Annotated in this window: 17 protein-coding genes; 9 read left to right on the top strand and 8 right to left on the bottom strand. The window is 61.3% G+C overall.

Annotated elements, in window-relative coordinates; all coding sequences use genetic code 11:
• Positions 1-169: 169 nt before the first annotated feature.
• On the top strand, positions 170-1,036 hold the full coding sequence (locus B2J69_RS16250) for a nucleoside-specific channel-forming protein Tsx (protein ID WP_033793233.1): 867 nt from the start codon (positions 170-172) through the stop codon (positions 1,034-1,036).
• A 269-nt stretch (positions 1,037-1,305) separates the two neighbouring features.
• On the opposite strand, the gene yjdN is transcribed toward B2J69_RS16250, so the two are convergent.
• On the bottom strand, positions 1,306-1,743 hold the full coding sequence (gene yjdN, locus B2J69_RS16245) for a VOC family metalloprotein YjdN (RefSeq protein ID WP_081140686.1): 438 nt from the start codon (positions 1,741-1,743) through the stop codon (positions 1,306-1,308).
• 73 nt (positions 1,744-1,816) lie between these two features.
• Complete coding sequence (locus tag B2J69_RS16240; protein WP_081140705.1) at positions 1,817-2,713, bottom strand: LysR family transcriptional regulator; 897 nt, start codon at positions 2,711-2,713, stop codon at positions 1,817-1,819.
• Positions 2,714-2,817: 104 nt separating this feature from the next.
• Here B2J69_RS16240 and B2J69_RS16235 point away from each other — a divergent pair, with 104 nt between their 5' ends.
• The 4 genes from B2J69_RS16235 to B2J69_RS16220 all read left to right on the top strand — a co-directional run bounded on the left by B2J69_RS16235 (position 2,818) and on the right by B2J69_RS16220 (position 8,767).
• On the top strand, positions 2,818-4,131 hold the full coding sequence (locus B2J69_RS16235; RefSeq protein WP_081140685.1) for an amidohydrolase: 1,314 nt from the start codon (positions 2,818-2,820) through the stop codon (positions 4,129-4,131).
• Positions 4,128-5,570, top strand: a complete 1,443-nt coding sequence (locus B2J69_RS16230) for a M20 family metallopeptidase (RefSeq protein ID WP_081140684.1) — start codon at positions 4,128-4,130, stop codon at positions 5,568-5,570. The genes B2J69_RS16235 and B2J69_RS16230 overlap by 4 nt, the downstream gene beginning before the upstream one ends.
• Before the next feature lie 76 nt (positions 5,571-5,646).
• Positions 5,647-7,167, top strand: a complete 1,521-nt coding sequence (gene abgT / locus B2J69_RS16225) for a p-aminobenzoyl-glutamate transporter (protein WP_081140683.1) — start codon at positions 5,647-5,649, stop codon at positions 7,165-7,167.
• A gap of 187 nt (positions 7,168-7,354) precedes the next feature.
• Positions 7,355-8,767: an MFS transporter gene (locus tag B2J69_RS16220; RefSeq protein ID WP_081140682.1), complete on the top strand. Its 1,413-nt coding sequence runs from the start codon at positions 7,355-7,357 to the stop codon at positions 8,765-8,767.
• On the opposite strand, the gene B2J69_RS16215 is transcribed toward B2J69_RS16220, so the two are convergent.
• The 5 genes from B2J69_RS16215 to B2J69_RS16195 all read right to left on the bottom strand — a co-directional run bounded on the left by B2J69_RS16215 (position 8,764) and on the right by B2J69_RS16195 (position 14,315).
• Complete coding sequence (locus B2J69_RS16215) at positions 8,764-9,276, bottom strand: PIN domain-containing protein (RefSeq protein ID WP_081140681.1); 513 nt, start codon at positions 9,274-9,276, stop codon at positions 8,764-8,766. The genes B2J69_RS16220 and B2J69_RS16215 overlap by 4 nt on opposite strands.
• Positions 9,257-10,324 carry a helix-turn-helix domain-containing protein gene (locus tag B2J69_RS16210; RefSeq protein ID WP_081140680.1) on the bottom strand — a complete coding sequence of 356 codons (1,068 nt, stop codon included), beginning with the start codon at positions 10,322-10,324 and terminating at the stop codon, positions 9,257-9,259. The genes B2J69_RS16215 and B2J69_RS16210 overlap by 20 nt, the downstream gene beginning before the upstream one ends.
• A 145-nt stretch (positions 10,325-10,469) precedes the next feature.
• Positions 10,470-11,786 carry a c-type cytochrome gene (locus B2J69_RS16205; protein ID WP_081140704.1) on the bottom strand — a complete coding sequence of 439 codons (1,317 nt, stop codon included), beginning with the start codon at positions 11,784-11,786 and terminating at the stop codon, positions 10,470-10,472.
• A gap of 10 nt (positions 11,787-11,796) precedes the next feature.
• Positions 11,797-13,581 carry a GMC family oxidoreductase gene (locus B2J69_RS16200; RefSeq protein ID WP_081140679.1) on the bottom strand — a complete coding sequence of 595 codons (1,785 nt, stop codon included), beginning with the start codon at positions 13,579-13,581 and terminating at the stop codon, positions 11,797-11,799.
• A gap of 2 nt (positions 13,582-13,583) precedes the next feature.
• Positions 13,584-14,315: a gluconate 2-dehydrogenase subunit 3 family protein gene (locus B2J69_RS16195; protein WP_081140678.1), complete on the bottom strand. Its 732-nt coding sequence runs from the start codon at positions 14,313-14,315 to the stop codon at positions 13,584-13,586.
• Positions 14,316-14,611: 296 nt separating this feature from the next.
• Here B2J69_RS16195 and sbmA point away from each other — a divergent pair, with 296 nt between their 5' ends.
• The 4 genes from sbmA (at position 14,612) to B2J69_RS16175 (ending at position 19,346) form a co-directional block, all read left to right on the top strand.
• Positions 14,612-15,853, top strand: a complete 1,242-nt coding sequence (gene sbmA / locus B2J69_RS16190) for a peptide antibiotic transporter SbmA (protein ID WP_081140677.1) — start codon at positions 14,612-14,614, stop codon at positions 15,851-15,853.
• A gap of 230 nt (positions 15,854-16,083) precedes the next feature.
• Entirely contained in the window at positions 16,084-17,001 is a 918-nt protein-coding gene (gene rbsK / locus B2J69_RS16185; protein WP_081140676.1) for a ribokinase, read from the top strand.
• Positions 17,002-17,010: 9 nt separating this feature from the next.
• A complete protein-coding gene (gene fucP / locus B2J69_RS16180) occupies positions 17,011-18,336 on the top strand; it encodes an L-fucose:H+ symporter permease (RefSeq protein WP_081140675.1) in 1,326 nt (441 codons plus the stop codon).
• Complete coding sequence (locus B2J69_RS16175; RefSeq protein ID WP_081140674.1) at positions 18,333-19,346, top strand: aldose 1-epimerase family protein; 1,014 nt, start codon at positions 18,333-18,335, stop codon at positions 19,344-19,346. Before fucP ends, B2J69_RS16175 begins: the two co-directional genes overlap by 4 nt.
• Before the next feature lie 3 nt (positions 19,347-19,349).
• On the opposite strand, the gene B2J69_RS16170 is transcribed toward B2J69_RS16175, so the two are convergent.
• Entirely contained in the window at positions 19,350-20,987 is a 1,638-nt protein-coding gene (locus B2J69_RS16170) for a dihydroxyacetone kinase subunit DhaK (RefSeq protein WP_081140673.1), read from the bottom strand.
• Positions 20,988-20,997: the final 10 nt, after the last annotated feature.

Below are 20,997 nucleotides of genomic sequence, written 5' to 3'. Positions count from 1 at the left end.
ACACATTTTGACAAACGTGAGCAAAATCTATTTTCTATCGCCCTGTAACGGTCAGGCTACGCAGGTCTAAAACCGGCTGTAAAAAACGGTTACATCTTCGCCGCCCACTCTGGGATCGATTTCACCTTGACTGCGTCCATGCGCGGTCGAAAGCATGTGGTTAATGATAATGAAATTTAAAACCTTGATAGCAGGCGCCTTGCTGGCGACGTCCCTGAGCAGCGGCGCGCAGGCTGCCGAAAGCGACCCGCAATACCTCTCCGACTGGTGGCATCAGAGCGTTAACGTGGTAGGCAGCTATCACACCCGCTTCGGACCGCAGTTCAATAACGACGTCTATCTGGAATATGAAGCCTTCGCCAAAAAAGACTGGTTCGATTTTTACGGCTACCTCGACCTGACCAACTTTTTCGGCATGGGCAACAGCAACGCCAACGGCATTTTCGACCACGGTTCGCCGATGTTTATGGAAATTGAGCCGCGTTTCTCCATCGATAAGCTGACCGGCACCAGCCTGGCGTTCGGCCCGTTCAAAGAGTGGTATTTCGCCAACAACTATATCTACGATATGGGCCGTAACAGCGATAACCGTCAGAACACCTGGTATATGGGTCTCGGCACCGACATCGACACGCACAGCGACGTCGGCCTGTCGCTGAACGTCTACGCCAAATATCAGTGGGAAAACTACGGCGCGGCGAATGAGAACAGCTGGGATGGCTATCGCTTCAAGGTGAAATATATGGTGCCGATCACCACGCTGTGGGGCGGCAACCTGAGCTATATCGGCTTTACTAACTTCGACTGGGGCTCCGATCTGCGCGACAAGTCAGACGCGTCACGCACCAGCAACTCTATCGCCTCCAGCCATATTCTGTCGCTGGGTTACGATCACTGGCATATTTCTGCCGTGGCGCGTTATTTCCACAACGGCGGCCAGTGGGCGGATGGTCAGGAGCTGAACTTTGGTCGCGGACCGTTTGAAGTGAAATCAACCGGCTGGGGTTACTACCTGGTGGCGGGTTATAACTTCTGATAAAAGCGGGCTAATTGCACGCTTAGAAACAGTGCTGTCGCGTGAGAGCCAGCCCGATCGCAAAGACGCAAAAAGCGGCATCCCTGCCAGCTCGGCCTGCGCGGATACGCACCTCATCCCTGAGGTGCGCCCGTTGCCGGGCCAACGCGATGCGTTGTTCAAAAACGCTCCCGGCGTTTTTGTCCATGGCGCAGGACGCTTTGCTCCTCGGGCTGGCTCTCCCGCTTGCAAGCTTGTTCAGCCGTTTATAAGAAAGGCCTGGCGAGCACTTATTCCTGCGGCTTCTCTACGTTAATACGCCACGGAATACCGAACTTATCGATAAACATCGCGAAGCCGTTTGACCAGAAGGTCTCCTGCCACGGCGTCGTTACTTTCCCGCCAGCCGACAGTTTCTCAAACCAGGCTTTACCCTGCTCGACATCGGTGGTCGACAGGCTGACCGCGTAACCGGCGTGCTCGGATGCCGGCGGCTGGTCGGTGTTGCCGTCGCTCAGCATCAGCTCACCCTCGCCGATGCGCAGCTGGGCGTGCATAATTTTCTCCGGCGGCAGCGGCGGCGCGGATTGATCGCCAACCTGTTCGCCCTGGTCCGGCATATCGCCGAACGTCATTTTATAGAGCAACTCTCCCTCGGTGGCCTGCAGGTAAAAGTCGATGGCCTCTTCACAACGGCCATAGAGAAACAGATAAGGACTGACTTGCATCTTCACCTCCGGTTATCGGTTGGATTTTTTACAGCACCTTAACAGTGTAGACGATCGCCTTTACTCGCTGTTTTTACTGGCAATAGCGGCGAAACAGCTGCGCCATGTAGGCGCTCATCGGCGTCAGCGCGGTGTCCTTGCGCTGGATCAGATAGAAGGTCGCTTTCGGCAGCGGATCGTCCAGATCCAGCGCCACCAGCTGATGGCCCAGCACCGGATCGTTAATGACGTCCACCGACAGAATGCTGACGAAATCGCTCTGCGCCACCAGGCTGGTGCAGGCCATAAAGGTTTCGCAGGAGACGACAATCTTCGGCGCCATGCCGCGTTCGGCAAACAGATCATGCAGCAGCCGGTAGTAGCTGCCTTTCGGCGTCGGCATGGTCCAGTCGCACTGCTGCAGTTCCGCCAGCGAGCGCGCCCTCTCCATCGGGTGTCCCTTGCGCACCACCACTTTGTAGTCGCGCTGCATCATCTGCTCAAAGCTCAGCTCCTGATCGAGATGGCTTTGATCGTAGGTGTTGATGGTGAAATCCAGCTCGCCCTGGCGCAGCTCCGGGATCATCGACACCAGCTGTCCCTCCACGATGCGCACCTGCACCAGCGGATATTCGCGGTGAAACTGGGTGATCACCTGCGGCATGATGGTGCGCGCCACGCTGCCGCCGACGCCGATATTGACCCGACCGCCCGCCAGTCCAAGCCGCTGCTGAATATCCTCCTGCGCCACACGTAATTCTTCCAGCACCAGACTGGCATGGCGAAAAAAGTTATCACCCACGTCGGTCATCACCACACCCTGCTGTCGCCGAATAAACAGCCGCGCACCCAACACCTGCTCCAGCTCCTGAATCGCTTTGGTCAGCGCAGGCTGAGAAATACCGGAAAGTCGGCTTGCGGCGCGGATGCTCCCCTGACGCGCCACCTCGACGAAGGCGCGTAGCTGATGCAATTTAAGCTGTGACGGCATGATAACCATTGTTTATCAGGAGAAAGATATTTGCATCTTATGCGGCCAGAGAGGCTTGTGTAAATTCGGGGCTGTGCATAAAAAACCAACAATAAGGATTTCCTATGACAACCCTCTCTGAGCAGGTCCAGGCGCTGACGCCGCAGATGCAAAGCTGGCGGCGCGATCTTCATCAGTTCGCTGAATCCGGCTGGCTGGAATTTCGCACCGCGACGCGGGTGGCCGACGCGCTGCATCAGCTGGGCTATCGGCTGCAGCTGGGCCGCGAGGTGATCGACGCCGACGCGCGCATGGGGCTGCCCGACGCCGAGACGCTGAAGCAGCAGGAGGCGCGCGCGCTACAGCAGGGCGCGCTGCCGCAGTGGCTGTCCCACTTCTCCGGCGGCTTTTGCGGCATCGTCGCCACGCTGGAGACCGGTCGCCCCGGCCCGGTGATGGGCTTCCGCGTCGATATGGACGCGCTGGATCTTAACGAGAGCCAGGCACCCGATCACCTGCCGCAGCGCGAGGGTTTCGCCTCCTGCAACGCCGGCATGATGCACGCCTGCGGCCACGACGGCCATACCACTATCGGGCTGGCGCTCGCCCGCGTGCTGATGGCGATGAAATCGCAGCTAAGCGGCACCATCAAGCTGATCTTCCAGCCCGCCGAAGAGGGCGTGCGCGGCGCGAAGGCGATGGTGGCGGCGGGCGTGGTGGACGATGTCGATCTCTTTACCGCCATTCATCTCGGCACCGGCGTGCCGGCGGGCGAGCTGGTGTGCGGCAGCGACAGCTTTCTCGCCACCACCAAGCTGGACGTCCATTTTACCGGCGTCGGCGCGCACGCGGGCGGCAAGCCTGAAGAGGGCCGCAACGCCCTGCTGGCGGCGGCGCAGGCGACGCTGGGGCTGCACGGCCTGCCGCAGCACAGCGGCGGCGTGGCGCGCGTTAACGTCGGCGTGCTGCAGGCGGGAACCGGGCGCAACGTGGTGGCCGACACCGCGCTGATGAAGGTTGAGACGCGCGGCGTCAGCAATCAGGTCAACGACGACATCTACCAGCAGGCGCTGCGCATTATCGCCGGCGCGGCGGCGATGTACGGCGTGGAGTATGAGGTGAAACTGATGGGCGCGGCGCGCAGCTGCACGCCGACCCAGCCCTGGGTCGACTTTCTTCACCAGCAGGCGGAGGCGCTCGGCATCTTCGACTCGGTGGTGGATCGCAAGGCGCAGGCGGCCGGTTCAGAGGACGCCACCTACATGATGGAGCGCGTCAAGCAGCGCGGCGGTCAGGCGACCTACGCGATTTTCGGCTGCGAGCTGGCGGCGGGCCATCACAATGCGAAGTTCGACTTTGACGAAGGCGTAATGGGTAAAGCGGTGCAGATGCTGGCAACGCTGGCGCTCAACCAGGCGCAGTTCGGCGGTGCGCGATGAACGCAGATTTCCTTGCCGACTATATCGACGCCAGCCAGGCGCGCTTTACCGCCCTCAGCGACGCCATCTGGGACACGCCGGAAACCCGCTTCGCCGAAACCCGCTCCAGCGCGCTGCTGGCCGACGCGCTGGAGCGCGAGGGCTTCGCCGTCACGCGCGGCGTCGGCAATATTGAGACCGCCTTCGTCGCCAGCCTGGGCGAAGGCAAGCCGGTGATCGCCATTCTCGGCGAGTTCGACGCGCTGGCCGGGCTGAGCCAGCGGGCGGGCTGCGCGCGGCCAGAGCCGCTGGAGCAGAACGGCAACGGCCACGGCTGCGGTCATAATCTGCTCGGCACCGCCGGCGTGGCGGCGGCGTTCGCACTCAAGGCGTGGCGCGAGCAGCACGGCGGGCGCGGCACGCTGCGCTTTTACGGCTGCCCCGGCGAAGAGGGCGGCTCCGGCAAAACCTTTATGGTGCGCGAGGGGCTGTTCGACGACGTCGACGCCGCCGTCACCTGGCATCCCGAGGGCTTTAGCGGCCTGTTCAACCTCAGCACCCTCGCCAATATTCAGGCGGCGTTTCACTTTAAGGGCGTGGCGGCGCACGCTGCCAATTCGCCGCATCTGGGGCGCAGCGCGCTTGATGCGGTAACGCTGATGAACACCGGCGCCAACTTCCTGCGCGAGCATATCGTGCAGGAGGCGCGGCTGCACTATGCGGTGACCAACAGCGGCGGCGTCTCGCCCAACGTGGTGCAGGCCGACGCCGAGGTGCTCTACCTGATCCGCGCGCCGGAGCTGCCGCAGGCGCAGGAAATCTACCAGCGCGTGATCAATATCGCCAAAGGCGCGGCGCTGATGACCGACACCCAGCTCACCGTGCGCTTCGATAAGGCGTGCTCTAACTACGTGCCGAACCGCGCGCTGGAGGCGGTGATGGAGCGCTATTTGCATCACTTTGGCCTGCCGCACTACAGCGACAGCGAGCGCGCCTTCGCCGCCGAGATCCGCGCCACGCTCAGCGAGGACGATCTGCGCAACGCGCGGCTTAACGCGGCGCGCACCGGCGGCGAGGCGGGCGCGGCCTGGATTGAGGCGCACGGCGACAAGCTGCTGATGGACGAGGTGGCGCCCTGCGCCGCGACGCGCGAGCTGCTCTACGGCTCAACCGACGTCGGCGACGTCAGCTGGGTGACGCCGGTGGCGCAGTGCTTTGCGCCCTGCTTCACCTTCGGCACGCCGCTGCACACCTGGCAGCTGGTGGCGCAGGGCCGCACCAGCATCGCGCATAAGGGCATGCTGCTGGCGGCTAAGGTGATGGCCGCCACGGTGCTGGATCTGCTCACCGATGAAGAGGCGCTGGAACGCTGCCGCGATGAATTTAGACGGGCGCGCCGCGCGCAGCCCTATAGCTGTCCGATTCCCGAAGGCGTGACGCCTTCAAAACTGGCCAACTGAGCCGCGGCCGCGCCGCAGGCGCGGACCGATAACACAATAAAAAACGCAAACACGACCATACAAGACGAGGAATATCATGACCCTAATGTCGGAGAATCGCAGCCCTGGGAAAGTGTTCGGCTGGATCGAGCGGGTCGGCAATAAAGTGCCGAATCCCTTTCTGCTGTTTGTTTATCTGATTGTGGTGCTGATGGTGGCGACAGCCATTATCAGCAGCCTCGATCTGGCAGTGAAAAATCCGGTCAGCGGCGAGCTGGTGCGCGTCAACAATCTGCTGAGCGTCGCGGGGCTGCAGTGGATCCTGCCCAACATCATTAAAAACTTCAGCGGCTTTACGCCGCTCGGCTCGATTCTGGCGCTGGTGCTCGGCGCGGGTCTGGCGGAAAGGGTCGGCCTGCTGCAGTCGCTGATGGTGAAGATGGCGTCGCGCGTCAGCCGCCGCTACGCCAGCTATATGGTGCTGTTTATCGCCTTTTTCAGCCATATCTCCTCTGATGCCGCGCTGGTGGTGATGCCGCCGCTCGGCGCGCTGATCTTTCTCGCCGTGGGGCGTCATCCAGTGGCGGGCCTGCTGGCGGCCATCGCCGGCGTCGCCTCCGGCTTTACCGCCAACCTGCTGATCGTCACCACCGACGTGCTGCTCTCTGGCATCAGCACCGAGGCGGCGAAGGCGGTGAGCGACACGGTGCACGTCAGCGTGATCGACAACTGGTTCTTTATGGCCACCTCGGTGATCGTGCTGACCGTGGCGGGCGCCATTCTCACCGACAAATTTGTCGAACCGCGCCTGCCGCTGTGGCAAGAAGGCAGCAGCGAGCGACTGGCGGCGCTGACGCCGCTGGAAAATCGCGGCCTGCGCGCGGCGGGCATCGCGGCGCTGCTGTTTATCGGCGTGATGGCGCTGCTGGTGGTGCCGGAACACGCGCCGCTGCGCGATCCGAAAACCGGCGGTATCGTGCCGTCGCCCTTTATTAAGGGCATTGTGCCGATCATCATCCTGTTCTTCTTTGTGGTGGCGATCGTCTATGGCGCGGTGACGAAGCAGATCCGCCGCCCGGACGATATTCCGCAGCTGCTGGTGGAGCCGATGAAGAGCATGGCGGGCTTTATCGTGATGGTGTTTCCGCTGTCGCAGTTCGTCGCCTTCTTCAACTGGAGCAACATGGGCAAGTTTATGGCCATCGGGCTGACTGACGTGCTGGAGAGCGCGGGCATCAGCGGCGCGCCCGCCTTTCTCGGCCTGATGTTTCTGTCGGCGTTTCTCTGCATGTTTATCGCCAGCGGCTCGGCCATCTGGTCGATCCTCGCCCCGGTGTTCGTGCCGATGTTTATGCTGCTCGGTTTTCATCCCGCTTTCGCCCAGATGATCTTCCGCATCGCCGACTCGGCGGTGCTGCCGCTGGCGCCGATGTCGCCCTTTCTGCCGCTGTTTCTCTCTTTCCTGCAGCGCTACCAGAAGGAGGCGCAGCTCGGCACCTATTACGTGCTGATTTTCCCCTACCCGCTGGTGTTTTTTATCACCTGGATCGCGCTGCTGCTCGCCTGGTATGCGCTGGGTCTGCCTATCGGTCCGGGCGTCTGGCCGCAGATGCCGTAGCGGCTTCGCCAGGGACGGCGAAAAGTGCAACGTACGTTGCTAAATACTCACTAACAACCCTCTCGGCAAGGATCGCCGAATTGATTATTCTGCTCTCTCTTCGCTTGCTAACGGTTAATTATTTTTACAACATCGCCACGCCGTTAGCGGGACAGGCAAACATCGTCACACCGAGGTTCACAACATCATGACAACCACCTGCACTCCAGGGATGGCGCCGGGGTTCGCTGCGCCGTCGCCGCATAACAGCTTAGCGGGGCGCATCGACGCGCTGCCTTCATCGCGCGGACTGTGGCGTTTTATTACGCTGCTGGCGCTCGGCGGCTTCTTTGAACTCTACGATCTGTTTGAAACCGGCTATATCAGCTCAGGTTTGCTGGCCGCGGGCGTGTTCCACACCGGCAGCGCAGGCGTGTTCGGCATTGCCGATCAGGCCGCCTTCGCCTCTGCTACCTTTCTCGGCCTGTTTGTCGGCGCCAGCCTGCTCGCGCCCTATGCCGACCGCTTCGGCCGCCGCCTGACCTTTATGTGCGCGCTGGCGTGGTATGGCATTTTCTCGCTGCTGATGGCGTTTCAGCAGAGCGCAGAGATGATTATTCTGTTTCGCTTTCTGGTAGGCATCGGCCTCGGCATCGAACTGGTCACCATCGACACCTACCTCTCGGAGTGGGTACCGACGCATCTGCGCAGCCGCGCCTTCGCTTTTTCATTTTTTGTACAGTTTCTCTCTGTGCCGACGGTGGCGCTGATGTCCTGGTGGCTGGTGCCGCAGACGCTGTTAAGCCTGGAGGGCTGGCGCTGGGTGGTGATCGCGGGCGCGGTCTGTTCGCTGGCGATCTGGTTTATCCGCAAGGATCTGCCGGAGTCGGCGCGCTGGCTGGCGCAGCAGGGACGCCATCAGGAGGCGCATCAGGTGCTGAGCGCGATGGAGAAACGCTGCGGCGTTGCGCCTGGCGCTGACTTCCCGCCGGATGACGCGGCGGCGCAGCTGCCGACACGCGGTCGGTTCAGCGAGATCTGGGCGCCGGCCTACCGCAAGCGCACCCTGATGCTGGTTGTGATGAACTTCTTTCAGGCGATCGGCTTTTTCGGCTTCGGCAACTGGCTGCCGGCGCTGCTGTCCGGCAAGGGCGCGACCGTGACCCATAGCCTGCTCTACGCCTTTTTTATCACCCTCGCCTACCCGCTCGGCTCGCTGATTTGCAGCCGCTACGCCGATAAGATCGAGAACAAATGGCAGATCGTTTTATCCTGCCTGATGACGGTGGTGTTCGGCACGCTGTTCGCTTTTCAGACCAGCCCGGTAATGCTGATCCTTTGCGGCTTTCTCATCACCTACTCCAACGCCTGGCTGACCTTTAGCTATCACGCCTACCAGACGGAGATTTTCCCCACCCATATCCGCGCCCGCGCGGTCGGCTTTTGCTACTCCTTTAGCCGCCTCTCGACGGTGTTCAGCAGCATTCTGATCGGAATGATTTTGCAGTATGCGGGCAGCCAGGGCGTTATCGCCTTTATCGTGCTGAGTATGCTGATGGTGATGCTGTCGGTGGGGATTTATGGGCCGAAAACGCGCGGTATCGATCTGGAGAATATTTAACTGCCTGGCTGCGAGTCGCTAAGGTCCGCCAGCTCATCGGACAGGCGCTGAAACGCCATCTCCCAGGGTAAACGCCTGCCGCTCGCGCGCATCAGTGAATAGGCGCGATGGGCGGCAGCGCGATCGATGATGGCGTAGCGTACCATCTCTTCCACCAGCCACAGCGTGCCTCTGACCTCGACCTGTTCAGCCTTCGCCGCCATTCGCAATGCTTTATCGCCCGTGAGCAACGGGCAGTTTTCCTGCTTCGCCAGCGCCAGAGCGAAGCAATCATAGCGGCTGGGACCCTGCACGCGCATCACCAGCTGGCTGACGTAGCGCAGCGTTTGCGGCGTCATCTCGCCGAGAAGCAGACCCTGCTCCAGCAGATCAGCATGATGCTCCGCCAGCTCGTCATAAAAGAGTAAATCAGGCACCGTGAACCGGTAAGGCAGCTGAAACAGAGAGCGAATCAGCTCGCCCTCTTCCAGATCGATGAGAATGTTGGCATCACTGATAAGAATCAACATCCGGCGATTCCAGTTTGCGCGTGCGGTGGAACTGCGACAGTGAGATGCCGAGCAGCTCGGCAGCCTTAGACTCGCTGAGGATCCCTTCCCCAAGGCCGCGGAAAACCAGCTGCGAGAAAAGCGTTGTGCTTTCAGCCGGATAAGCCTCGCCCGGCTCCAGCGTGCGCCAGTGACTGGCGGAAAACAGCATAAACAGTTTTTGCCGCGTCTGGTCGCTGATAATGCCAAGATCGGCGGCCCGATAGATGCAGGCCATCATGCTCAGGCCCGCTTCCTGCTTCAGAAGATAAAGCTCACGCACTTCCAGCGCGTGGCGACGCGCGCCCAGGCGCTGACGCATTGTGCTGGCAGGTAGCAAAAAAGCGCCGGCAAAGCGATGGCACGCCTTTTCTTCGTCCAGGTTATCCGCCAGGCGGTGATGCAGCACCAGATGACCCAGTTCGTGCGCCAGCGTAAAACGCTGGCGGTCGCCTGGCCATTTCCCAGATATCACAATCACCGGCATACCGTTGACCTTCGCCTGGCAACCGTCGAACTTTTCGGCGTGGTCCGCCTGCGTGACAATTACCAGAATGCCCTGACGCTCCAGCAGATCGATCAGGCTGGCAATGGGCTGGCTGCCCAGACACCACTGCTGGCGCAGGCACTCCGCCACCTTTTCCACGTCGTCATAATGGGTGAGTCGCTGGGTAGAGAAAAGCGGTGCGCTAAACGCTGGAACGGGGAAACAGGGCCAGAGCGCGGCGAGTTCCATCCAGCGCTCTACCTGGTTGATGATATCCGCGTGAATGCGCGTTAAGGCTTTTTTTGAGAGATTGCTGCGTTTACGGTACTCAACCTCTTTCAGCTCAACCGTCGTAGGCCGAAAAAAATATTCGTTTCTGACGCCCAGCGCGCGCGACATTTTCAACAGCACAGCCGAACCCGGCATGCTTTCATTATGCTCATACTTCTTGATCATGTTGGCGCTAACGCCTGCCAGCAGAGCAAGCTCTTTCATTGACAGGCCAGACGCAGCGCGGGCACGAAACAAACGCTCACCAAACACGCCAGCCTCCTGTGGTTTACAAATCAAGATGAAAAGGACTTTTCGTAAACCGGATTATGCGCGCGCAGTGCTGCATTTTCAATCAAAAAAGGGAGGCTATGAGGGAGGAAAAGAGGCCCGCCGTTAGCCGGGCCTCCTGAGGTCACTACTGATTTTCCAGCTGATAAATATCCGCGCTGCCCTGATAAGGCTGGATGGTCTTATCTTTACGCAGCTTCGCCACATCCTTCGCCGTAACCTCCGCTTTGCCGCCGTTGCCCCAGCTGGTGCGGATAAAGTTCACCACGTCCGCCACCTGCTGATCGTCAAGCCGCCAGCCGAACGCCGGCATGGTGATGTTTGACGGCGCGCCTTTCACGCCCGGCAGGGCGCCGCCCGCCAGCACGATATGGATCAGCGAAGTGGGATCGTCGGTCATCACCACCGGATTGCCGCGCAGCGCCGGGAAAAAGCGCTGATAGCCGCTGCCGTCGGTTTTATGACAGGCGGCGCAGCTGTCGACATAGACCGACGCGCCGGTCGCGCTGTCGTCGCCTTTCCACAGCGCTTTCGCCGTGGCGTCATCGACGCTAAAGGCCGCCTGGTTCGGGTCTTTCGCGCCGAGCGACTTCAGGTAATGGGCAATGGCGGCAATATCCTCGTCGCTGAGGTGCTGCAGGCTGTGCTCGACCACCTCGGTCATACCGCCGAACGCGGCGGTATGGTCGTTGCGGCCGTAGCGCAGGAACTGGCGCAGATCCTCTTCGCTCCAGCGTCCCAGTCCGTCGCGGTTGTCGCCGCGCAGGTTGCTGGCGGTCCAGCCGTCAATCGGCGCGCTGCTGCCCGCCAGATAGTCGCTGCCTTCGCCGTTGTTCAGCGCTTTCTCCTGCATGGTAATGCTGCGCGGCGTATGGCAGGCGCCGCAGTGGCCCAGGCCTTCCACCAGATAGCGACCGCGCGCCAGCGCCGGATCTTCCTGCGCCATCGGCTGAAACGCTTTTACGTCGGGCGCGAACATCGTGCGCCAGATCGCCAGCGGCCAGCGCATCGACAGCGGCCAGGGAATGTCGCTTTTATGGTTAGCCTGCTCGACCGGCGCGACGCCGTGCATAAAGTATGCGTAGAGCGCCTGCATATCCTCGTCGCTCACCACCGCGTAGGAGGGATACGGCATCGCCGGATAGAGCGTGTCGCCGTTCTTCGCCACGCCGTGACGCACCGCCTTCTGGAAGTCGTCGTAGCTGTAGTCGCCAATGCCGGTTGCTTTATCCGGGGTGATATTGGTGGAGTAGATAGTGCCAATCGGCGTCGCCATCGGCAGGCCGCCGGCAAAGGGTTTACCCTCTTTGCTAGTGTGGCAGGCGACGCAGTCGCCCGCGCGCGCCAGATACTCGCCGCGTTTCACCCGATCGCCGCCGTTATCGTCCGCCAGCGCGGCAAAGGTCATCGTGCCCAGAATCAGGGCCAGTAAGCCGTTTTTCATCGCCATTTCCTTATGCCTGCACCAGTGGACCCGGGTTTTTCAGATACTGCTCGCGGATCGCCTTCGCCGACCAGTAGGTCAGCGCCGCGACCATGCCGGTCGGGTTGTAGCCCAGCCCCTGCGGGAAGGCGGAAGCGCCCGGCACAAAGACGTTCGGCACGTCCCAGCTCTGCAGATAGCGGTTCACCGCGCTGGTGGTGGGATCCTCCCCCATAATGGCGCCGCCGTTCATATGCGTGGTCTGATAGACCGTGGTGTCAAAGTGCGTGCCCGGCTTTTTCGCGCCGCCGATGATCATCTTCGGACTCATCGCTTCGGCAATTTTGTGCATCTTGCCGACCATAAACTGCGCCATCTTGATGTCGTTATCCTGCCAGTCAAAGGTCATGCGCAGCAGCGGCTGGCCGTGGGCGTCTTTGTAGTTGGGATCGAGATCGAGATAGTTGGCGCGGTAGGACTGATGCGCGCCGTGGGCGTCCATTGAGATATGGTGCGTGTAGGTGTCCGCCACCGCCGCTTTCCACTTGCTGCCCCAGTTGGGCGTGCCGGTTGGGGTCGGCAGACCGGAGATCGGCTTGGTGCCCGCCTGGTTGACCCAGAACGGCGAGCCGCCGACGAAGCCGTGCGGCCCGTGGTCGAAGTTGTCGGCGTTAAAGTCGTCGACGCCAACGCCCGCGCCGCCCGCGCCGATAAACGGGTTGGTGGTGGTGTTCTTGTCGAACAGCGCCTTCAGGGTAGAGATGTTCTGATAGGCGAAGTTGCGGCCGACGGTGCCTTCGTTGGTGATCGGGTTATAGGGCTTGCCGATGCCGGAGAGCAGCATCAGGTGCACGTTGTGGAACTGGAACGCCGAGAGGATCACCAGATCCGCCGGCTGCACCACTTCGCGGCCCTGCGCGTCGACATAGGTGACGCCGGTGGCACGCTTCTTGTCGTCGGTGAGGTTGACGCGCAGCACGTAAGAATTATTACGCAGCTCGAACTTCGGCTCCTGGCGCAGCGCGGGCAGGATGTTTACGTTCGGCGACGCTTTCGAGTACATGTAGCAGGCGTAGCCGCTGCAGTAGCCGCAGAAGTTGCACGGCCCCATCTGCGCGCCGTAGGTATTGGTGTACGGGCCGGAGGTGTTGGCCGACGGCAGATCGTACGGGTGATAGCCCACCGACTTCGCCGCCTCGGCGAACAGCTGCGCCGACCAGGTGCGCTTCTGCGCCGGCAGCGGGAATGTGTCAGAGCGATCCGGCGCGAACGGATTGCCGCCGTTCTCCTTGCCGATCACCTGCCCTTTGATGCTCCACGGCGTGCCGGAGGTGCCAAACACCTTTTCCGCCTTGTCGAAGAACGGCTCCAGCTCGTCATAGGTGACGCCGAAATCCTGGATGGTCATGCCTTCCGGGATAAAGTTTTTGCCGTAGCGCTCTTCATAGTGGCTGCGCTGGCGCAGCTCGGTGGGATCGACGCGGAAGTGGACGCCAGACCAGTGCAGCCCCGCGCCGCCGGTGCCGGTGCCCGGCAGAAACGCCGCCAGCTGGCGATAGGGCACCGCCGTCTGCGAGGCGTCGTGGCGAATGGTCACGGTGCTTTTCGACAGATCCTGGAACAGCTTTTTGCGGATATTGTAGGTCAGCTCGTCAATGGACTGCGGATAGGATCCGTCTGGATAGGTATCGCGAGGCGGGCCGCGCTCCAGCGCCACCACGTTCAGACCCGCTTCGGTCAGCTCTTTCGCCATAATCGCCCCGGCCCAGCCGAAACCAACGATCACCGCGTCTGCTTTTTTCATTTCGTTTGCCATGATTACGCGCGCTCCCCGCGAATCGATACTGAGGGGAACGGATAGCGCTCACCGCGCTCTACCCAGTCCATAAAGTCGGCGCGCGCGCCGGGGAAGCCAATCAGCTTCCAGCCCACCATATTCTGGTTGCCGCCGTGGATCGGATCGCTAAAGAAACCTTCGCGGGTGTTCTGGATCAGAAAGGCGAAGAAGGTTTTCGCCGGCAGCTGGCGGAAGTCAGCCTCGCCGCTCTCCATCGCCTGCAGCAGCGCGTCCTGCTGCTCGCCGCTAAGATCGGCGAATACCTTGCCGTGCTGGCGCTTGCTGTAGTCGTCGGCGTCCGCCAGCCCCAGACGGTAGATCTGCTGCGGCACCAGCGGCAGCTGATAGCCCAGCTCTTTCGGCAGATCGGGATTGAACGGCCCCTGCATATACCAGTTGGCGCCGGTGGCGTACGGCGTGTTCATCTGGCGGTCGATAAACTCCGGCACGCCCGCTTCCAGCGCGCCTGGCCCGCGCTCGTCGTTAGGGATCAGGCGTGCGACGGCCGCCTTGATAAAGGCAAACTCTTCAGCGGTAAACCAGCTCGGCTGGTAGTCGCGCGCGGGTTGCGCGGCGGCGGGATCGGCAGCCTGCACCGCTGGCGCCACGCTGAAGCCGCCGACAACGGCGCTGCCGGCCGCCATGGCGGGTGCCAGCGCAATGGTTTTTAACAGAAAATCCCTGCGTGTCTGCCCACGTTTTTGTTCTGACATGACATTGCCTCAGTACCGCCTATCGTGCGGCATGAAAGTTAAACAGTTGCGTTGTAATGGTTTTTTTATGCGGATTAAGGGATACAGCAGCGTTGTTACCGGTAACAACGGCCGCTAGTGTAACACCGTTGTGGTTAAATATTTAGATACGCGAAACAAATTCGCACAAATTCATTAACATCTGTCGCCGCTTCTCGCTTGCCGCTGGCGCTAACTGTCACTATCGGAAACAACAGACTACAGACAGATAACGCTAAAAAGCGTTATAAAAGAGTCCACACAACAGCGGAGAGCCTATGTTTAAGTCCTATTTTCCCCGGCCAGCGCTGTTTTTCAGCTCGGCAGCGATCTGGAGTCTTATCGCCATTTTTGCCTGGTTCGGCTTTGCCGATGACCTGCCGTCGCGCTGGCCCGCGCTGCATGCCGCCATGCAGCAGCCGCTGCCGACCACGGCCGCACGCTTTATCGCCCCCAGCCAGCTCTGGTTTTATGGCTATTACTGGATCATGGTGGCGATCTTCGCCCTGGCCTGGCGCGTCATCGATAACCATCCGTGGCAGCGCTGGTCGGTGTGGGGCTCGGCGCTGATTATCTTCGTTACCTGGTTCGGCGTGCAGGTCGGCGTCGGCGTCAACGCCTGGTACGGTCCTTTTTACGATTTGATCCAGCAGGCGCTGACCAAAGCGGGCTCGGTGCCGATTAGCCGTTTTTACGCCGAGGTGATGGCCTTTCTCGGCATCGCGCTGATTGCCGTGGTGATCGGCGTGATGAACTCGTTTTTCATCAGCCACTGGGTGTTCCGCTGGCGTACCGCGATGAACAACTACTACATGCATAACTGGCAGCGCCTGCGTCAGGTGGAAGGTGCGGCGCAGCGCGTGCAGGAAGACACCATGCGCTTCGCCAGCACGTTGGAGGACTGGGGCGTCAGTTTTATTCAGGCGATTATGACGCTGGTGGCGTTTCTGCCGGTGCTGATCGGCCTGTCGCACCACGTTAAGGATGTGCCGATCCTCGGCAATATTCCCTACGCGCTGGTGATCGCGGCGCTGCTCTGGTCGCTGTTCGGCACGGCGCTGCTGGCGCTAGTGGGCATCAAGCTGCCGGGTCTGGAGTTCCGCAATCAGCGGGTGGAAGCAGCCTATCGTAAAGAGCTGGTCTACGGCGAAGACAATCCCGATCGCGCCACGCCGCCGACGGTGCAGGCGCTGTTCAGCCGCGTGCGCTTTAACTATTTCCGCCTCTACTTTCACTATCTCTACTTCAATATCACCCGCATTCTCTATCTGCAGGTGGATAACGTGTTCGGTCTGTTTGTGCTGTTTCCCTCGATTGTGGCGGGCACCATAACGCTCGGCTTGCTTAACCAGATCACCAACGTGTTCGATCAGGTGCGCTCCTCATTCCAGTATCTGATCACCTCCTGGTCGACGCTGGTAGAGCTAATGTCGATCTATAAACGTCTGCGCAGCTTCGAGCAGATCCTGCAGGACATTCCGCATCAGGAGATGATGCGCGAAGCGGCGGAAAACGAGTAGCTCCCCTCCCGGACAGGCGCGACGCTGCCGCGCGCCTGTCCACCTGCCCAGTGCCCTTTCTCTCTGCACCCCCATCTATTTGTTAAAATAGTCACATTTATCTTCGCGTCACGCAGCGGGCTAACCGTTTGCATCCCGCGTGCAGGCTGTGAATTTTGTCACATTATTAACTTTAACAAGCTGATAATGTGATTTTAATAACATTATAAAATTCACCTGGGAGCACACAAATGGAGATCGCGGTTATCGGGTCAAATATGGTTGACCTTATTACCTACACCAGCCAGCTGCCTAAAGCGGGCGAAACCCTGGAAGCGCCTGATTTCGCTATCGGCTGCGGCGGCAAAGGCGCCAATCAGGCGGTGGCGGCGGCGAAGATGGGCGGACGCGTGATGATGGTCAGCAAGGTCGGCGACGACCTGTTCGCGCCGGAAACCGTCGCCAACCTGCAGCGCCAGGGCGTGGACACGCGCTTTGTCACCACGGCGCCGGGCACCTCGAGCGGCGTCGCGCCGATCTTCGTGGATGCGCAGTCGCAGAACCGCATCCTGATTATCAAGGGCGCCAATCAGCAGCTTAGCGCGGCCGATATCGACGCCGCCGCCGAGGCGCTGACGGCCTGCCAGCTGATCATTCTGCAGCTGGAGATCCCGCTGGAAACCGTCTACTACGCCATCGACTTCGCCCGTCGCCACAACATTAAGGTGATCCTCAATCCGGCGCCTGCGGTCGCCGATCTCGACATCGCCTGGGCCTGCAAGTGCGACTTCTTTATGCCGAATGAAACCGAGCTGGAGATCCTGACCGGCATGCCGGTCGCCAGCGATGAAGAGGTCAAACTGGCTGGACAGACGCTGCTCCGGCGCGGGCTGAAGAACCTGATTATCACCATGGGCGCGCGCGGGTCGCTGTGGATGAGCGGCGACAGCGTGCATCAGGTGGCGCCGACGGCGGTGAAAGCGGTCGACACCAGCGGCGCGGGCGATGCCTTTATCGGCTGTTTCGCCCAGGCGCTGGTGAAAACCGGCGATATCGCGGCGGCGATGACGCAGGCCTCTGCCTATGCCGCCTGCAGCGTCACCGGCCGCGGCACCCAGCGTTCCTATCCCGACGCGGAAACCTTCCAGCGTTTTCTTAACGTTAACTGAGGTCGAGCTATGCAGCAGAAAATAGTGCAGCAACCCGATGGCTATCTGAATAAAACGCCGCTGTTTCCGTTTATTTTGCTCTCCTGCCTCTTCCCGCTGTGGGGCTGCGCCGCCAGCCTGAACGATATTCTGATCACCCAGTTCAAAAGCGTTTTCGCGCTCAGCGACTTCGCCAGCGCGCTGGTGCAAAGCGCCTTTTACGGCGGCTACTTTCTGATCGCTATTCCGGCGTCGCTGGTGATCCGCCGCGCCAGCTATAAACTGGCGATCCTGATGGGGCTGGCGCTCTATATCGCCGGCTGCGTGCTGTTCTATCCCGCCTCGCATATGGCGACCTACACCATGTTCCTCGCGGCGATTTTTGCCATCGCCATCGGCCTGAGCTTTCTGGAAACCGCCGCCAACACCTACAGCTCGATGATTGGCCATCGCGACCACGCCACGCTGCGCCTCAATATCAGCCAGACCTTCTATCCGGTGGGCGCGCTGATGGGCATCGTGCTGGGCAAATATCTGGTGTTTCAGGAGGGCGACAGCCTGCAGAGCCAGCTGGCCGGGATGAACGCCGAACAGGCGCACGCGTTCCGCCTCAGCATGCTGGAGCATACGCTGGAGCCCTATAAATATCTGGTGATGGTGCTGGTGGTGGTGATGCTGCTGTTTCTTTTCACGCGCTATCCGCGCTGCAAACCGGCGTCGAATGAGACATCGCTGCCGTCGCTCGGGGAAACGCTGCGCTATCTGGCCGGCAACCGCCACTTCAAGCGCGGCATCGTGGCGCAGTTCCTCTATGTCGGCATGCAGGTGGCGGTGTGGTCGTTTACCATTCGCCTGGCGCTGACGCTCGGCGCGGCAAACGAGCGCCACGCTTCTAACTTTATGATCTACAGCTTTATCTGCTTCTTTATCGGCAAGTTCGTTGCCAATTTCCTGATGACGCGCTTTCGCGCCGAGAAGGTGCTGATCGCCTATTCGGCGCTGGGCGTGCTGACGCTGGCGTGGGTGATGTTTGTGCCGAACTTCACCGCCGTCTATGCCGCGGTGTTTGTCAGCGTGCTGTTCGGGCCGTGCTGGGCCACGATTTACGCCGGTACGCTGGCGACCGTGGAGAACAAGTACACCGAAGTGGCGGGCGCCTTTATTGTGATGTCGATCGTCGGCGCCGCCTTTATCCCGGCGATCCAGGGGTTTGTTTCCGATCATCTCGGGTCGATGCAGCTGGCGTTTGGCGTCTCGCTGCTCTGCTTCGCCTGGGTCGGCTTCTATTTCTGGGGCGAGCTGCGCCATAAAAAACAGGCGCGCCAGGCGGGCCGTTTAGTGGAGGAGATGCCATGAAAACCCGTGTACCGCTGCATCGCGAGCAGTTTCACGCCACGCCGACCACCCTGCTGCAAAACGCGGCCTTCCACGTCGAGCTGTTTCGCTATCCCGCCGGGATTGAGGCGGTACGCATCAGCAATCAGCGCGGCGCGGTGGTGGTGCTGCCCTTTTACGGTCAGATGGTGTGGGACGCCTGCTTTGACGGAAAAACGCTGACCATGGGCCACGGCTTTAAGCAGCCGCTGCCGGGCAGTTCAATTGTCGACACCTACGGCTGCTTCGCGTTTCACTCCGGTCTGCTGGCGAACGGCTGTCCGGCAGAGGATGACAGCCATCCGCTGCACGGCGAAATGGCCTGCGCGCGCATGGACAGCGCCTGGCTGGTGCTGGAGAACGATCGCCTGTCGCTGGAGGGGGAAACCGAGTATATCAAGGCCTTTGGCCATCACTATCTGGCGGCGCCTGCAGTGCGCATCGAGGCTGACCAGCCGCGCCTGCATATTGAGATGACGGTGACTAATCTGGCGGGCGCGCCGATGCCGTTGCAGTACATGTGCCATCTTAACAGCGCCTGGATACCCGACGGCGAGTTTAAGCAGACCATCCCGCCGCACGCTTTTCAGCTGCGCACGTCGGTTCCGGCGCATGTAAAACCGACGCCGCAGTGGCAGACCTACACTGCGGCCCTGGCGCGCGATCCGCAGGCGCTGCAGCGGCTGGATCGGCCGGAGATGTGCGATCCAGAGATCGTCTTCTTCGCCGACGATCTGCCGCAGTACGGCGACGAGATGCAGTTCGAGCTGCATGCGCCGCAGGGCTTTGCGCTGATGACGCGCTTCAGCAGCCGGCAGTTTCCCCATGCCACGCGCTGGCTGCTGCACAACCGCGATCAGCAGGTGGCGGCCTACGTGCTGCCCGCCACCTGTCGTCCCGAGGGCTTCAATGCCGCGCAGCGCGCCGGCACGCTGCTGTCGCTGGCACCAGGCGAGCAGCGCTTTTTCAGCGTCGAGACCGGGATAGTGTGAGCGTCACACCAGCGCGGCGAACACCCGCTCCACGGCGTACGCGCCGGGATCTTTCACCCCATCCAGCGTCTGCTGATTGAGATAGGATGAGCGTCCGGCACGGGCGCTCTGCATCCGCGCGGTCGATTCCGCTCCCTGCGCCGCCGCGTCTGCCGCCTCCGCCAGCGATTTACCCGCCGTCAGCGCCTCCAGCGCTGGCTCCAGCGCGTCCACCAGCGTGCGGTGGCCGATCTGCGCGCCGCCGTAGTGCTTCATCTTCTCCAGCCCCTGCTTCAGCGCCTCCGGCAGCGTGCCGCCCTCTGCCAGCTGCTGGCCCGCTGCGGTAAACAGAATCGACATCAGCACCCCGCTCGATCCGCCCATCACCGTCGCCAGCTGTTCGCCCACCAGCGCGAACAGCGCCGGCAGATCCGCCAGCGGCAGCTGCTGCGCCTCCAGCGCGCTTTTCACCTTACGCGCCCCGGCGGCGAAGGTCGAGCCGGTGTCGCCGTCGCCCACTTTGGCGTCCAGCGCGTTCAGCTCCGCTTCAAGGTCGATCAGCGTCTGCGCGACGCGCTCGACCACCTGCGCCGTCTGCGCGTCCTGCGAAGGGGTAAATTCCAGCTCGCTGACCACGCGCTGGCTGCTCAGCGTCGTGACCGGCTCGAGCGCGTGGATCGGCGCCCAGCCCAGCACCTCTACCGGCGCCTTGAGCGCTTCGAGGAACGCCGCCTCAATCTGCAACACCGTCAGCGAGAACCCTTTCATATCGAGCGCGCTCACCAGCGTCGCCGGGCCGATCAGATGGCTGATACGCGCCGCCAGCGGGCTTTTCAGCACGTCGCGCGTCACCAGCGCCAGTTCCAGCATCGAAAAGCCGCCGAGGTTGTTCACCAGCAGCACCGCACGGGTGCCGGAAGAGAGGCTGTTCGCCAGCTTCTCCGTCATGATGCTCACCAGCTGCTGGCTGTTCTGGGTGTCGAGCGTAATCACGCCCGGCTCGCCGTGGATGCCCATGCCCAGCTCGCTCTCGCCCTCTTTGACGCGGTTATCGCGTCGCTCGCCGGGAATATGACAGGTTGAAAAGGCGACGCCGATGCTGGCGGTGCCTTTAATCGCGCGCTGCGTCAGGGTTTTTACCTGCGCCAGCGGCTGTCCCTGCTCGGCGGCGTAGCCGGCGATTTTATGGATCAGCGCGGTGCCGGCGATGCCGCGCGGCTGCGGATTCTCCGGCAGCGCGATATCGTCCTGCACCATCACCATCTCGACCTGGTAGCCCAGCGCGCGCGCCTTCTCCGCCGCCAGGCCGAAATTAAGCCGGTCGCCGGTGTAGTTTTTGACGATCAGCAAACAGCCCGCCTCGCCGGTGACGTTGATAATGGCGCTCAGCACCGCGTCCACGCTGGGCGAGGCGAAAATATCGCCGCACACCGCGGCGGTGAGCATCCCTTTGCCGACGAATCCGGCATGGGCTGGCTCATGTCCCGAGCCGCCGCCGGAAATCAGCGCTACCTTGCTTTTGTCCCAGTCGTTGCGCACCACAACGCGAATATCGTCGCCTAAATCCAGGCGGCTCAGGTTGTGCCACGGCGTGCTCAGCAGCACGCCCTCTATCGCTTCATTGACCAGATTATTTTTTTCATTCATCAGGAACTGGCTCATTGCATCCTCT

The sequence above is a fragment of the Pantoea latae genome (genome assembly GCF_002077695.1).
Classification (GTDB): domain Bacteria; phylum Pseudomonadota; class Gammaproteobacteria; order Enterobacterales; family Enterobacteriaceae; genus Pantoea; species Pantoea latae.
Note: the sequence above shows the minus strand (reverse complement) of the source record. Positions and strands in the feature narration are given on the sequence as shown.